14 protein-coding genes and 1 tRNA gene are annotated in these 14,156 nt (G+C 67.1%); 7 read left to right on the forward strand and 8 right to left on the reverse strand.

Annotated elements, in window-relative coordinates:
* The first annotated feature begins 2 nt into the window (after window positions 1-2).
* From BM076_RS30600 to BM076_RS30610, 3 genes are read left to right on the forward strand one after another with little or no spacing between them, the layout of a single operon-like run.
* Window positions 3-1,697, forward strand: coding sequence for a helicase HerA-like domain-containing protein (locus BM076_RS30600; protein WP_093716997.1), 1,695 nt, complete (start codon window positions 3-5; stop codon window positions 1,695-1,697).
* Window positions 1,694-2,305, forward strand: a complete 612-nt coding sequence (locus tag BM076_RS30605; RefSeq protein ID WP_143120680.1) for a hypothetical protein — start codon at window positions 1,694-1,696, stop codon at window positions 2,303-2,305. Before BM076_RS30600 ends, BM076_RS30605 begins: the two co-directional genes overlap by 4 nt.
* 2 nt (window positions 2,306-2,307) lie before the next feature.
* Window positions 2,308-3,888 (forward strand): serine/threonine-protein kinase, encoded by a 1,581-nt coding sequence (locus BM076_RS30610; protein WP_093716999.1) that lies wholly within the window; start codon window positions 2,308-2,310, stop codon window positions 3,886-3,888.
* Here BM076_RS30610 and BM076_RS30615 read toward each other — a convergent pair.
* From BM076_RS30615 to BM076_RS30645, 7 genes are all read right to left on the reverse strand, one after another.
* The gene (locus BM076_RS30615; RefSeq protein WP_093717000.1) at window positions 3,869-4,600 is read right to left on the reverse strand and encodes a DUF5131 family protein; all 732 of its coding nucleotides are present in this window, start codon (window positions 4,598-4,600) and stop codon (window positions 3,869-3,871) included. The two genes, BM076_RS30610 and BM076_RS30615, sit on opposite strands and share 20 nt — an antisense overlap.
* A 49-nt stretch (window positions 4,601-4,649) precedes the next feature.
* The gene (locus BM076_RS30620) at window positions 4,650-5,687 is read right to left on the reverse strand and encodes a serine hydrolase domain-containing protein (protein ID WP_093717001.1); all 1,038 of its coding nucleotides are present in this window, start codon (window positions 5,685-5,687) and stop codon (window positions 4,650-4,652) included.
* A gap of 85 nt (window positions 5,688-5,772) precedes the next feature.
* Window positions 5,773-6,867: a glycosyltransferase family 4 protein gene (locus BM076_RS30625; protein WP_093717002.1), complete on the reverse strand. Its 1,095-nt coding sequence runs from the start codon at window positions 6,865-6,867 to the stop codon at window positions 5,773-5,775.
* Window positions 6,864-7,388: a dCTP deaminase gene (locus BM076_RS30630; RefSeq protein WP_093717003.1), complete on the reverse strand. Its 525-nt coding sequence runs from the start codon at window positions 7,386-7,388 to the stop codon at window positions 6,864-6,866. The genes BM076_RS30625 and BM076_RS30630 overlap by 4 nt, the downstream gene beginning before the upstream one ends.
* Complete coding sequence (gene dcd / locus BM076_RS30635) at window positions 7,385-7,927, reverse strand: dCTP deaminase (RefSeq protein WP_093717004.1); 543 nt, start codon at window positions 7,925-7,927, stop codon at window positions 7,385-7,387. Before dcd (BM076_RS30635) ends, BM076_RS30630 begins: the two co-directional genes overlap by 4 nt.
* Window positions 7,924-9,114: a metallophosphoesterase family protein gene (locus tag BM076_RS30640; RefSeq protein WP_093717005.1), complete on the reverse strand. Its 1,191-nt coding sequence runs from the start codon at window positions 9,112-9,114 to the stop codon at window positions 7,924-7,926. Before BM076_RS30640 ends, dcd (BM076_RS30635) begins: the two co-directional genes overlap by 4 nt.
* Entirely contained in the window at window positions 9,111-10,400 is a 1,290-nt protein-coding gene (locus BM076_RS30645; protein ID WP_093717067.1) for a UDP-N-acetylglucosamine 1-carboxyvinyltransferase, read from the reverse strand. The genes BM076_RS30640 and BM076_RS30645 overlap by 4 nt, the downstream gene beginning before the upstream one ends.
* A gap of 229 nt (window positions 10,401-10,629) precedes the next feature.
* Here BM076_RS30645 and BM076_RS30650 point away from each other — a divergent pair, with 229 nt between their 5' ends.
* From BM076_RS30650 to BM076_RS30660, 3 genes are all read left to right on the forward strand, one after another.
* Window positions 10,630-11,898: a helix-turn-helix domain-containing protein gene (locus BM076_RS30650; protein ID WP_093717006.1), complete on the forward strand. Its 1,269-nt coding sequence runs from the start codon at window positions 10,630-10,632 to the stop codon at window positions 11,896-11,898.
* Window positions 11,895-12,440: a flavoprotein gene (locus BM076_RS30655; protein ID WP_093717007.1), complete on the forward strand. Its 546-nt coding sequence runs from the start codon at window positions 11,895-11,897 to the stop codon at window positions 12,438-12,440. The genes BM076_RS30650 and BM076_RS30655 overlap by 4 nt, the downstream gene beginning before the upstream one ends.
* A gap of 141 nt (window positions 12,441-12,581) precedes the next feature.
* Window positions 12,582-13,064, forward strand: coding sequence for an ATP-binding protein (locus tag BM076_RS30660; protein ID WP_245796542.1), 483 nt, complete (start codon window positions 12,582-12,584; stop codon window positions 13,062-13,064).
* Between the two features lie 34 nt (window positions 13,065-13,098).
* On the opposite strand, the gene BM076_RS30665 is transcribed toward BM076_RS30660, so the two are convergent.
* Window positions 13,099-13,169, reverse strand: a tRNA-Gly gene (locus BM076_RS30665).
* Between the two features lie 401 nt (window positions 13,170-13,570).
* Here BM076_RS30665 and dcd (BM076_RS30670) point away from each other — a divergent pair.
* Window positions 13,571-14,146: a dCTP deaminase gene (gene dcd, locus BM076_RS30670; RefSeq protein ID WP_093717008.1), complete on the forward strand. Its 576-nt coding sequence runs from the start codon at window positions 13,571-13,573 to the stop codon at window positions 14,144-14,146.
* The last annotated feature ends 10 nt before the right edge of the window (window positions 14,147-14,156 follow it).

The raw sequence follows: 14,156 nt of genomic DNA on the forward strand, positions 1-14,156 counted from the left end.
GCATGTTCCGAGACGACGAAAACTACATTGGCAAGCTGGTCGGCAACACCGGGGAACCCAACAAGCTGACGATCGCGCTGCGTACGAGCTTCTCGGCGCGGCGTGGGGAGTTCGTGCGGGTCGCGCACCAGGAGCGCGAGTCGGAATCGCTGCTCGACGTGCTGGGCCGCATCGTGGGGCTCTCGCGGTCGAACATCCTGTTCAGCCCAGCGCTCGGCGAAGGGATCAGTGAAGTCGAGCTGCTGCCGCAGTCGCGGCTCTCGGGCGAGACCGTGTATGCGACGCTCGAGCTGGTCGGCTACAAGGATCCGTTCACCGGCGAGATCCGGATACCCCGACGGCCCCTGACGCCGGGGACGAAGGTTTACGGAGTCGACTACGCGTTCCTCACGAGCTTCTACGAGTTTTCAGAGGACACCAGCATCCATCTGGGCAACCTCGTCGGCTATGAGAAGGGCGAGAACATCGTCCCGGTCTTCCTCGACGCGAACACCTTGGTGACCGAGCACCTCGCCGTGCTTGCGATGACCGGCTCGGGGAAGAGCTACACCGTCGGGCGCGTCATCGAGCGGCTGGTCTCGCAGCTCAACGCGTCGGTCGTGGTCTTCGACCCGCACGGCGAGTACGGCAAGGCCTTCCGAACCGGCAAGCTCAACTTCAACGACCGGCTCGACAAGGTCGAGGATCCTCGGGACCGGCAGAAGCTCGCCGAGATCCAAGACGCCCTCCAGCAGCTGCAGGACCGCGGGGGCGGCATCAAGGTCTACACGCCGCAGCTGCGGAGCTTCGACGAGAAGTACGCGGGGAAGAACATGCGCCTCGCTCTTCAGCTCGACCACTTCGACGTGGACGAGTTCTCTGGTGTGCTCCCTGGACTGACGGAGCCGCAGCAGCGCGTGCTCGACGTCGCGCTCCGCTACTGGAAGGAGAACATCGACGAGCCTCGCGACATCCAGGAGCTCTTCGCGGTCCTCGATGATCTCGACCGCCTGAAGGAGTGGGTGACGGAGTCCGGCAGCCAGGGCGAGGCCAACGCGCTCCGCGGAGGGAGCGCCAACATCGCTGCCATCCGCCTTCGGCGCATGATCAACGAGGCGCAGAGCTTCTACTCGCGCGCTGCCGGTGAGCCGTTCGACGTCTATGAGATGGTCGGCGACGACAATGCCGAGGCCGGACGGCTCTGCATCATCGACCTCCAAGGGCTCTCGAACACGGCGCGGCAGGTCATCGTCGCGCTCATCTCGAGTGAGCTGATGAAGGCGGCGGCCGACAAGCAGCGCCCGACCCGACCGGTGTTCATTGTCTACGAGGAGGGGCACAACTTCGCGCCCGCCGGCGAGGCTGCGATCTCGAAGAACATCATCAAGCGCATCGCGGCCGAGGGCCGGAAGTTCGGCGTGGGCTTCGCCATCGTCAGCCAGCGTCCGAGCAAGCTCGACTCCGACGTGACGAGTCAGTGCAACACTATCGTCGCGATGCGCATCAAGAACCCGGACGACCAGCGGTTCATCCAGAAGACCTCCGACTACTTCTCTGCAGCGGACCTGGCAGAGCTCCCGACGCTGTCGACCGGTGAGGCGCTGATCTGCGGACGGGCGATCATCGCGCCGCTCGTCGTGAAAGTCGGCACCAAGGCGCTCGTCCACGGCGGTGAGTCACCGCGCGTGTGCGAGCGCTGGGGGAGGCCGGGAGGATGATGGGTGACCGCTGGACATCACCGGCGGACCTGGTGTTCGAAGGGCTCACCAACCGCCAACTGATGGTCGAGCACTTCCCGATGCTGCTCTCGGGGATCCCGGACATCGGGCTCACAGTGCACTCGCACTTCCTCACGGTCCTGGCCACCGCGGGGCAGTCGCAGGGCTACTCCGCCGTGGCGGAGTGCCCGATCTGGTGGGCCCGCGACAACGGCCTCGGAGACGTGCGCGCGGACTCCGTGTGGTTCGAGAAGCACTCGGGCGAAGCCTCGCTCGCGTTCGAATTCGAGAGGTTCGAGCGCGGTGACGAGGGGAAGCTGAGGGGCAAGGTCGAGAACCTAGCGATCGCGTCGACCACGTCCCCGAGCTTGAAGCTGTGTGTCCTGATCTACTGGGTGCGCAGCGGCTCGGCTCCGCGCAGCATGGACGCCATAATTGCAACCTACCGCGAAGGGTTCAGGCGTCGTGGCAGTGACGTGGACCCGGCACGGACACCGTTGATGATCATCAAGTGCGTGATGCGCCCCGCTCCCGATTCCGAACGTCTCGTGTTCGGCGAGTTCCTGCGCGACGAGCGCAACGAGCGGCTCGCCTTGGGGAGGGCGTAGTCATGGCGCTGATCGTGTTCCGCGGCGAACCCAGCGAGGAGCTGGGCGATCGGTTTCGCTTGCTAGCCGAGCTCGGCAAAGGGAGCTTCGGCGAGGTGTGGCAGGCGCGGAGACTGAAGGATGGTGCCACGGTCGCGATCAAGATTCCGAAAGACCAGGAGAAGGGCGAGGAGGTGCTTCGCAAGGAGTCAGACATCATCAGGGAAATCCGTCACCCGAACATCGTTCGAGTCCACGGTTTCCACAACATCAGCGAGCTCTTCGTGATCGAGATGGAGTTCGTCGATGGCTACGACCTGGCGAAGGTCCTCGACAGCGTCAGTACGCGGGCGCCGCTCACCTTCGAACAGATGCTGGAGTGGACGATGCAGATCCTCGACGGTCTTGCTGCCGTCCACGCCGCGAACATCTCGCACAACGACCTGAAGCCGCAGAACATCCTCGTCGACAAGGCGTCCGGGGCAGCGAAGATCACCGACTTCGGGTCGAGCCGCCGGCTCGAGGATGTGTGGGTTTGGACCAAGCGCCAGGGCACGGAGGCGTACATGGCCCCAGAGGTGGCGCTCGAGGGGAAGCGCGCCCGGAACGTCAGCGACATCTACTCGATCGGCGTTCTCCTCTACGAGATGGCCACGGGACGGTTGCCCTACTCGAGCCCGCATCAGCTGCTGACCGGCGTGCAGATCGCCAAGCCTCGTGAGATCAACCGCGATGTGCCTGCCGATCTCGAGGACGTAATCCTTCGCGCGATGGCGTGGCGGCCCGAGAACCGTTTTCAGAACTGCGGGTCGATGCGCGCCGCCGTGCAGGCATGCCTTGACCGGTTGCGCGCTGAGGCGGTGACGGCAGCCATGCCGGCTCGCTCGGAGCCCAGCCAGCTCGGCTTCCAGCCGCCCTCGTCGAGTCCGCTCTACTACCTCGAACTGGCCAAGCAGCGGCTCGCCGAGGGCGACGCTCAAGGTGCCCTGGAGGCGGCGGAGGCCGCTGTCGATCGGAGCGACGGCCATCCTCAGTACCTGCGGATGCTCGGCGGCATCTGTATGCGACTGGGATACGACCGCAAAGCGGCCGAAGCGTACGAGCAGCTGCTCGTTGCCTTCGATCGTGGCTACCCGGTCGAGGGTCAGCAGCGACGCGACGTGCTCGAGCGACTCGGTCAGCTGTACACCAGCCTCCAGCGGTACGGCGACGCGGTGGCGATCTACGAGCGCCTTGTGGACGCCATCAACCGGCCGTACTCGCGGTTCCGGCTCGCCGTCGCGGCGGGACTTGATGGCGATTACGGGCGCGCGATCCAGTTGCTCGAGACTGTTCGAGCGGAGCGGCCGGATGCCGTCGTCGTCTACTCCAAACTCGGATGGGCGCACGCCCTCAACGGGAACGACCGCTTCGCTCTCAGCTTCTACAACCAGGCCCTGGCGCTTGACGCCTTCGACCTGTTCAGCCTCTTCGAGCTCGGGAAGTACTACTTCATGGTCGGTGATCGGCGACGCGCCCGGGAGTACTTTGAGCGAGTCATGGACGCGGACAAGCAGGGCTTTTACGGCGACCGCGTCCGCGAGCTCACGAGCCCGACGGCCTGAGCTCCGCCCACAGATCGATCGAGCTGGTTCTGTGCCCAGCGTCGCTGCCGTTGGCCGATTTTGATGGCGTAGGGTCTCGCCCTTGTGGCACGTGATCGCATAGCCGGGGACAAATTCCCGGACCGGTTCGGATGGGGCTGCTGACCGGGACGTTCACACCGGAGCTGTCGGAGTCGTAGCAGACGTCGCGGATCTCTGTGAGCCATTCCTCGCGCACAGGTCCGTGGCCGGGTCCAGACTCGCCGCCGGCGATGCCCCAGCCGATACCGTCGAAGCGCAATTCGCTCAGCGGCCCGAGTAGCGGCTCGGTCGACAAGAAGCGAATCGCGGCGGGTATCTGCCGCAGGTCGTCGACTCGGTCGCGTTCTTGACCGAGGCGCTGACTGGAGGGCCAGTCGAGTTGATCCGCCACTCGTCGAAGCCATCGTGCCCGCTTCGTCAGCAACTGGTAGGTGTTCTGAGGCGCCTCGGCGATCACCTCGAATACCTGGTGTACGAAGTCCACCGGAACCTTCGCGTGGAACAAGTTGTTCCGTTCGGGACCCACAGACGTCGGGCACTGTCGTACTGAGGGCTTCTGAACCGTCCGCGACGTGCTCCGCAGAGGTGTTGCGCGACTGGTGAGTGCCGATCCGCGTGTCGGCGAACCGTGTCCGTGTGGGTCGCTGTAAACGCGCGACTGGCGGGGCGGAGACAGGGGCGGCGTCCCCAGCGGCGAGCGTCAGCGAGCCGCCCTGATCCTGTGGGGGAGCATCGAGCGCCTATGGCCTACCGAATGCTCGGGAGCGGAAGCCGTTGCGGATGTCCGTGAGGGAGGCGTGGTCACGCGTGTAGTAGAGCTTGTTGGTGAGGAGGGTGGCCCAGCGGTGGTGGGTGGGGGAGATCCAAAGAGCGGTGCCCGTGAAGCCGTAGTGGACCCAGGTGTCGTCGGTGGGGGTGGTGCCGGGGGCGGGGTGCCAGAAGAGGCCACGGGGCGGGGTGAGGGTGCCGGTGTGGAGGCGGAGGGAGTCTTTGGTCCAGGTGGGGCCGAAGGCGGCCTCGGTGGGGTTGAGCATGTGGCGGGCGAAGGCGGAGAGGTCGGCCGCCGTGGAGAAGACGCCGGCGATGCCGCAGGTGCCGCCGAGGAGGCGGGCGGAGAAGTCGTGGGCGGTGCCCTTGAGGTGGCGGCCAGTTCCGTCGTCCAGTTCGGTGGGGGCGCTGCGGGCGACGTTTTCGGGGGTGAGCGGGCCGAAGGTGGTCTCGGTCATGCCCAGCGGTTGCCAGACCTGGGTGGTCGCGAGCTGGTCCAGGGGCTGGCCGCTGAGGTATTCGGCGAGGTAGCCGAGGACGAGGGCGGCGCGGTCGGTGTATTCCACGGCCTCGCCGGGCGGGCGGTGGAGGGCCTCGTGGAGGACGCCGTCGCGAATGTCCTGCGGGTCGGTCCCGTAGAGGTTGCGCAGGTTGGCGCGCAGGGGAAGACCCGCGGTGTGAGTGAGCAGGTGGTGGGCGGTGGCGTCGCCGAGAGGGTGGCCGACGACCTCGGGCCAGAAGGTGCCGAGTGGGGCGTCGAGTTGGAGCTTGCCGCTCTCGACGAGGATGCCGGTGGTGGACCAGACGGCGAGGATCTTCGTGAGGCTGGCGATGTCGAAGACCGTGTCGAGCCGCATCGGCTGGTCCGGTTCGGCGGGGTCGAGAAGCCCGACGGCTCCGCTTGCCGTAGTGCCGTTTGGGTCACCGACGGCCCAGACGGCTCCCGGGTAGACCTTGTCGCGTACGCCGTCGTCCAGGAGTTGGTGGATGCGGCCGGTGTCGAGCGTCATGGTCTCCCCGTCGAGTGCCGGTGGTTTCCCTCCGGCCAGAGTAGTGAGGCGGTCGTTGGCGGATGATGCGCCACGGCGGTGGTGGTCAGCCGAGCTGGTCGCTGAGGGCGGTCAGGGCGGAAGCGGTCGTGCTCAGGGGGTAGCGGGCGACGTTCGCGGAGCCGGCTTCGCGTAAGGCGTCGAGCATGCCCGGGGTCGTACGGAGCCGGTTGATGTCGCGGGCGAGTGCGGTCGGATTCGTGAAGTCGGTGGCCAGCCCTGATGTCGCCAGCGACTCGTTGAGGCCGGGCACGGGCTGGTAGATGACGGGAAGGCCGCAGGCTTGGGCCTCCAGCGCGACGAGGCCCATCGCTTCGAGCGTGGAGGAGGGCATGACCAAGGCGTCGTAGTCGCGAAAGGTTGTCCACAGTTGGGGACGGCGGAGCCAGCCGAGGTAGGTGACGTGCGCGCCGAGCTCGTGGAGGAGCGGCGCCAAGGCGCTGAACTGCGAGGGTGGTGCCGCAACGCTCAGTTCGACGTCGGGGATCACGACGAGAGCATGGAGCAGGTTCTCCACGCCCTTCTCCGGCGTGAGGCGCCCCGCGTAGAGCAGGCGTAAATGGCTCGCACGAGGCGTTCGCGATGGCTCCGGCGGCGTGGCGAGGAGAGCATCCGGGACACCCCACGGGATGTGTTCGATCTTTGGCCGGGCGGGCGGGGCGAGAGCAAGCAGCCGGTCGACCATCGCCATCGTCGGAATCACGATCACGTCCGCCGCATCGGCACAGTGCCGGAGAACCGCGCGTTGGTCGGCGTACATCTCCGCGTAAAGGAGGTCCGTGCCGTGGACCAGGGCTATGCGCCGAGCCTTCGGCAGCGCGGCAAGCAGGGCCGGCGAGGCGCCGAAGGCAAGGTGGTGAAGGTGGAGCGTACTGATGTCCGCGGGATTGACGGCGTCTTCGATCGCGCGGCCCAGAGCCCGGACGTACGGGGGAAAGCCAGGTCCTTCGAGGCACTTGCCGGATACGTTCAGGCTCCCCAGTCCTTGCGGGAGCGATGCGTCCCCGGACCCGGCCGCCAGCATAAATGCTCGCGCCGGAATCAGGGGACGGTGCCCGGTATAGAGGTCGAGGAAGAGCTCGACGCTCCCGCCGGGGCTGGGATACGGCAGGTCGAGCGCGGTGGCGACGGAAGCGTTCACGTCAGCTCCTCGTACAGCCGGGAGGCTTCAACGCCTGTGCTGGTGGCGTACTTCAGGCCGTGGCTCTGGTAGCTCGCGGCAGCTCCGAAGGGGTGTAGGAAGGTCAGCTTGCCGAAGGTCATCCGTGGATAGATCCGCACCCCGACGGCGGCTCGGATCTCCAGCGTCCAGTGAATCGCGTGGCCTTGGTGCCCGAGGGGCGCGGAGACATGGACCCAGATCCCGAGCGCTCCGATGGTGCGTGAACCGTTGAGGAGTTGGACGTACCGCTCGGAGCTGGTCTTCTCGTAGGTGCTGCCGAGGTAGAGCACGCCGGGTCGCAGTACGAATCTGTCGGAGGGAATGGCGAGTTCGGCGGCCGTCGTGGGTCGTGCGGCGTCGAGCTGGCCGTCGCAGACGTACAGCGTCTCGCCGAGCCGCCAGTCGTAGGCGTTCGGGGAGACGCGGCCGGGGGCGTACGGCTCGATGCTGATCTCGCCGGCCGCACGGGCAGCTGCGATGGCGGGGCCGGTGAGGATCACGACGCCACCACCGGCACAGGACGGCGGTCGTCACGCCAGGAGGCGGAGGCCCTCGGACCGTTGGCTGCCTGGTACTTGCCGGTGTAGGGCGCGATCGGGCCGACCGAGACGAAGAACATGATCTGCCCGATCTTCATCTCGGCGTAGACCCGTAGCGGGCGGATCGGGGACAGCATCAGCGTCCACTGCCCATGGAAACCGATGTCACCGATGGGGGCGGTGATCTCGACGAAGAGGCCGAGGCGGCCGACGGACGACCGTCCGAAGAGTAGCGGAACGAAGGTGTCCGAGCCGACATGCTCCACGGTGTGACCGAGATAGAGCTGGCCCGGTTGCAGCACGTACCCCTCCGGGCCGATGTCGACCTGCGCAGTGGGGTTGCGGAAGCGCGCGTCCAGAACGCCGCCGGTGTAGACGAGAAGCGTCGGGCCGAGACGGACGTTGTAGCTGTTCGGATTGACCTGGGACTGGTCGAACGGGGTGATGCGTAAGCGGCCGTCGTCGGCCGCCGCCGTGATTTCGGGGCCGGTGAGGATCAACGGGTACCTCCGGTGAGAGCCTGCTGGACGGACTGCGCGAGGGAACGGCCGGTCGGTACAGCTGGAAGGTGCAAAGCCCCGGCGAGGTAGTCGGTGGTGATGAACGCATTGAGGGGCGACGGCAACGGGGACGGCACCACCACCATCGGACCCGCGAGTGCCGAGAGATCGGACACCAGAGATGTCGCTGTCCTTTCCGGGCAATTGACGCTTACGAGCTGGTTGCCGAAGGGCTCGACGGCGAGGACATCGCCTCGCGTCAGCGTCCCGTGAAGCTGCACGGCGCGTAGTGCGGTCTCATTGAGAAGAACGGCGCTGGAGGTCTCCGAGTACACGGTCGTGGCGATGTCCTCAAGTAGCAGCCGTCTGTCCAGGACGGTGTGGCGGTACGGCGCCCTCACCTTGTCGATCGGCTCCCGAAGATCGCGGGCGATCGCGGTGATCCGTGCGCGCACCGCTTCCAAGGTGTTTGGGAGAGACAGCGATGAAGCATCGGCGAAGCGGGCTGCTCCGGCTTCCCAGCCGCTCTCGGACGGACGCGCCTGCGCGAACCCGGCACCTTGCTCGTAGCCCTTGAGTACCTGCACGCCGCCGATCCGAACGGGTCCGTACGCGTCACTGTGGCAGTGGCCGGCGAAGACGATGTCGAGGAAAGGGCAGGCTTCGGCGAGCCGCAGATCCTCCTCGAAACCGGAGTGGCTGAGGACCACCCATGCGTCCACCTGGCCATAGGCACGCTTCAATTCACGCAGCGCCAGAGCCGGGTCGGTCACCCGCTGCCCGACGCGCTGCCCGTACGGGACGGCGTTGAACGCCTGGACGCCGATGATGCCCGTGACCGCGACCGTCCGCCCGGCGATGCTCCGTACGTCGACCGGCCGGAAGAGCCGACGACCGTCGCGGCCGTACGCGTTGGCGCAGACGGTGATGCGGTGCAGCTCGGATTCGAGGTAGTGCGGCCATCCGTGGTTGCCAGGAGCGACGACGTCGTACAGGGCGAGCAACATGTCTCGTTCGAGGACGCCGCGGCCGAGGCGGTAGTAGCCCGTGCCCTCGAAGAAGTCGCCGCAGTCCGCGATGAGGGTGTTGGGTCGGACAGCCGATAAGTGGGTCATCAATGGCACGGCGTTGTCGAAGGAGGAGTGGAAGTCGGTTGTGGCGAGGATCTGTTGGAGGTCCGATCTCACGGTGTGACCTCGCAGATGTCCGCCCCGAGGGCTCGGAGTTTGCCCGGCAGATCGGCGTGGCCCCGGCGGAGCTGTTCCAGACCGCCCAGCGTCGTGATGCCCTGGGCGGTCAACCCCGCGATGAGGAGTGCGGCGCCTGTACGGATGTCGGTGGTCTCCACTCCGGCACCGGTCAGCCGCTGCGGCCCGGCGAACCGGCACTGCGTGGGTGACACCTCCTCGATCTCCGCTCCCATACAGCGCAGTTGAGGGATGAGATTCGCGTGGCGGCCGGGGTTGATCGTGTCCGCGAACGCGTGATGGCCCGGGATTCCGAGGGCGAATGCCAGGAGCGAAGGCTCGAAGTCGGCGTCGAGTCCGCTCGGGGAGAGCGAAGCCGAAGCGTGGATCGGGAGTTCATCACGCGCGATGTGCCGCGCGTCGATTTCGATGCCGTTCACGTGCTCCGTGACGACGACTCCCGTCCGGCGCAGATGCTCCAGGGCCGGGGCGAGGTCCCCGGCGCGCACGCCCTCGATGCGCGCCGTTCCCCGCGTGGCCGCGACCGCGCAGGCGAGGGTGCCGGCCTCGACCTTGTCGCCTGGCACGGTCCAGGTCAGGTCGTGGACGGTCGCAGTCTCGGTTGGCGGTGTGAGTACCAGGAGGTCACGCTCAACGGCTTTCACCCAGCCGATCGATTCGAGAGCTCCGACCACGCCGAGAGTCTCCGGTGACAGGTTCGGCGTACTCAGCCGTAACTCCTGTCGGGAGACGACAGCACGGAGGATCGCCACGATCGTGGCTCCTCGGGACCGGAACGGCAGGGCGACGCTCACCGTTCCCTGCTCCGCCCGCGACCTTTGGATCTCGTATCCGTACCGGTGCGTCGAGCAGCGGTCACCGAATGCCTCGTACACGCGGAAGTGCTGCTCCATGCCGCGGTCGCCGATCCGGCAACCGCCCGGCCACGGCAGACGGGCCCTTCCGAACCGTCCGAGGAGTGCCGGCGCCAGGTAGTACGAGGCGCGGATCGTGCTCGCCGCGGTGAGGAGTTCGGCTTCGATGCGATGCCTACGACTAGGCGTGATCACCATGGACCCCGCCTCACCCGGGATGTGCACGACATCGAAACCGGCTCCGACCAGCAGCCCGAGCATGGTGTGGACATCCGTGCTGTCCGGGATGTTGGTCACGCGTACGGGCGCGCCGACGACCGCCGCGGCGGAGAGAAGCGGAAGAGCCGCGTTCTTCGAGCCATCGACGATCACGGTTCCTTCGAGCGGCCGTCCGGGCCGGATGGCGATCACCTCGGCCGGTGGTGCGGTGTTGTCCGGGACGGTGTCCCTGGGGCTGGCGTGTCTCATGCTGGGCCTCCTCGCGGCTGCTCTCCACCACGAAAGCGCCGGAATCATGGGTTGCCCCGCTCCGTCCGCGGGTGCCGCATGGGTTATGCAGACTCCGCATGACGTACGGCGGAAGGGCTTCTAGCCTGGAAGGCCGGGGCAGGATCGGCGACGGCGGAAGGAGCCGGCGCGTATGGCTGCGGAGCAGGACGAGGCAAAAAGGATCGGGGAGATCTTTCGGCGGGCGCGGGTCCTCGCCCGTCGCTCCCAGACCGAGGTGGCGGCCGCGTTGGGCTACCACCAGTCCAAGGTCAGCCGACTTGAACAGGGCAGGGGCACACAGGACTTACGCGTGCTGCGTGCGGTGGCTGACGAGCTCCGCGTCCCTCTCCACACCCTTGGGCTGGCGCCCCCGCCCACTGCCGACCGTCCGGAACGGGATACACCAGAGGACATGCACCGTCGCACCTTCCTAGCCGCAGGCGTCGTCCCGCTCGTAGGGCCCTCTGCTCAGCCGACCCGCCCGACCGGTGAACTCGTACGGTCGCTGCTTCCGGGCGCCGACTCCGCTGCGGGTACTGGCGAGGAAGATCTACGTCGGCTGGAGATCAGGATGAGCAGGCTGCGCGCGTTGTTCACCTCCTGCGACTACGCCCGGTTGGAGCTCGAACTCCCCGCTCTGATCGCCGACCTCCGCCAAGTTGCGGGCACGTCCTGCGACGCGGCCGGCCTGCTTGCCGCGGCGTACCAGACCTCGGCGAGTCTGCTGCTCAAACACGGTGATCATGGACACGCGTGGCTCGCTGTCGGCCGCGCGATGGGCGAAGCCGAACGGTCCGGCGACCCGGTCGTCGTCGCCTCCAGCGTCCGCGTGCACGCGCACCTGCTGGCGCGGGAGAACCATGCCGCTCAGGCGGTGACCCTCATCCGGCACGTCGTGGACCAGATGTCAGGCGCGTACGACCTCAAGTCCTCGCGTCATCTCGCGGTCCTCGGAATGCTTCTCCTTCGGGGAGTGACGGCCTCCGCACTGGCCGGAAGCCGGAATTCCGTCCGCGACTTCCTCACCGAGGCTCGTGACGTAGCGGCGAGAATGCCGGACAGCACACAGGACACCTGGTCCAACTTCGGTCGCGTCAACGTCGAGCTGCACGCCGTGAACGCCTCCGTCGTCCTGGGCGACGCTGGCTTGGCCCTCGACGCCGCACGTCCGCTCATGCGCCGGCACATTCCCGTCCCCGAGCGCCGCGCCGCCTTGTGGACCGATGCCGCGCACGCCTACAGCCAGCAGGGACGTCTCGCCGATGGGTACCAGGCGCTGCGGATCGCCGAGAGCTGCGCGCCGCAGGACGTGGGGCGGCCGGCGGTCCGCGCGCTGGTGGCCGACATGGCGGCGCGCGACCGGCGTCGTACGCTGCCGCAGTTGCATCACTTCGCCCGTCAGTTGGGGGTGTCCGCGTGAGCGGTGGGCCTGGGAAGCCGTTTCTATACGTCGTGGTGTGCGCGGCCGGGGTCGCGAAGGACGTGGGGGTCCTCGTCTCGGCTGCGCAGGGGCGGGGTTGGGGTGTGGGGGTGGTGGCCACGCCTCTGGCCTTGGGCTTCATCGACCAGGCGGCGGTCGAGGCGCAGACGGGTTACCCGGTGCGTTCGGCGTGGCGGAAGCCCGGGGATGTCCGGCCGTTGCCTCCGGCGGACGCCATCGCGGTGGCGCCAGCGACGTTCAACACGGTCAACAAGTGGGCTGCCGGAATCGCGGACACGCTGGCGCTGGGCATCTTGTGCGAGGCGCACGGGCTCGGCATCCCGACGGCGGTGCTCCCGTACGTGAACAGCGCGATGGCCGCGCACCCGGCGTACGAGGCGAGCCTGGCGCGGCTTCGCGATATGGGGGTCCTGATCAGCGGCCTGGAGCCGCACCCACCGAAGTCGGGCGGCGGCGCCGACACCTTCCGGTGGGAGGAGGCGCTGGAGTTGCTCGCGCCAGAAGTGAACCCACGCGGCTGAAGTCGCGCTGGAATTCGGCGCGCATGCACGATGTGCATGGACTGCTGCTCCATGTGCATGACGTGTGGTTCGCGCCCAGTGCCGCGCGGTTTGGTCTTCCCCAGGACACGTCAGGTGCAACTCAGTGGGGAGACCACGATCGTGCGTACGGAGAATGACGGCCAGGCGTCCGTGTCGGTGCGGAGATGGACGCGCGCAGCCCGATGCGTCGGACCTGCCCGGCATGAATTACGACGGCTGCTCGGCGAATGGGAACTGGCGTCGCTTGCCGATTCCGCGGAGATCGTCGTCTCGGAGCTCTTCACAAATGCTGTGCGTCACGTGAAGGCGCCGCGCGACCGGCTGGTCGAGACCCGGTACGAGCGGTTGGCCGGCGGCGTACGGATCGAAGTGCATGACGCGGATGCCTCCTCCTGGAAGGCAGTGCCCGAGCCGTCGCCCGAGGAGGAGTCCGGACGTGGCCTCGCGCTGGTCGACTCCATCACGGGCGGCTGCTGGGGCGTGAGCGAGCGTGCTGGCGTCGGCAAACTGGTGTGGGCGGTCGTCGCTGCTGACGGCGTCGATGAATACTTCGGGACACGGGAACAGCGAGTGCAACCGGTAATTGGGCTGGAAAAAAATTGAGCCCCAGGCAAAGAACCTGGGGCTCAATTCAAAGAGCGGATGACGGGAATCGAACCCGCGCTCTGAGCTTGGGAAGCTCATGTTCTACCATTAAACTACATCCGCTTGAGGGCACCCCGGAGGGTGACGTCTGGGGACACTCTACCGCATGGGGAGGCGGGGGTGGGGGCGTAGGTTGGGGCGGTGTGGTGGGTGGGTGCGGGGTGGGTTCTTCCCCTAATGTGTGGGTTTGTCGTCCACGCCGTAGGTTGGGGAAGGGACTTGATGGAGCGCACCGTTGTTCGTTGTGCCGAGGGGCATGTGTTCAGTACGGCTTCGTTCCCGATGCAGCATCTGGGGGCCGAGCGGTTGGGGCCCGGGAGGTTGTTGCGGTGTCCCAAGTGTGCGCGGCTGAGGCATGCCGTGCCGGTGTCGGGGGGCGTGGAGAAGCGGTAGCGCGGGTGGTGGGGGCGGCGGCTCCGGCGGGGGAGTTCGGGGCCGCCTCGGGAGGGCGTTAACCTCGTGGCGTGCTTCTCTCTGACAAGGACATCCGGACCGAGATCGACAACGGACGCGTGCGCGTGGATCCGTTCGAGCCGTCGATGGTGCAGCCGTCGAGTATTGACGTACGGCTCGACCGGTTCTTCAGGGTGTTCGAGAACCACAAGTACCCGCACATCGATCCGGCGGTCGAGCAGCCCGATCTGACCCGGCTGGTGGAGCCGGAGGGGGATGAGCCGTTCATCCTGCACCCGGGGGAGTTCGTGCTCGGGTCGACGTACGAGGTCATCACGTTGCCGGACGACATGGCGTCGCGGCTGGAGGGGAAGTCGAGTCTGGGGCGGCTGGGGCTGCTGACGCACTCGACGGCCGGCTTCATCGACCCGGGGTTCTCCGGGCACGTCACGCTGGAGCTGTCCAACGTGGCGACGTTGCCGATCAAGCTGTGGCCGGGCATGAAGATCGGGCAGCTGTGCCTGTTCCGGCTCTCGTCACCCGCCGAATTCCCGTACGGGTCGCAGCAGTACGGCTCCCGCTACCAGGGGCAGCGCGGGCCCACGCCGTCCCGCTCCTACCTCAACTTCCACCGGACCAAGGTCTAGGTCCGGGCTC

Origin of the sequence: Actinacidiphila alni (assembly GCF_900112845.1) — a bacterium.
GTDB classification, from domain to species: domain Bacteria; phylum Actinomycetota; class Actinomycetes; order Streptomycetales; family Streptomycetaceae; genus Actinacidiphila; species Actinacidiphila alni.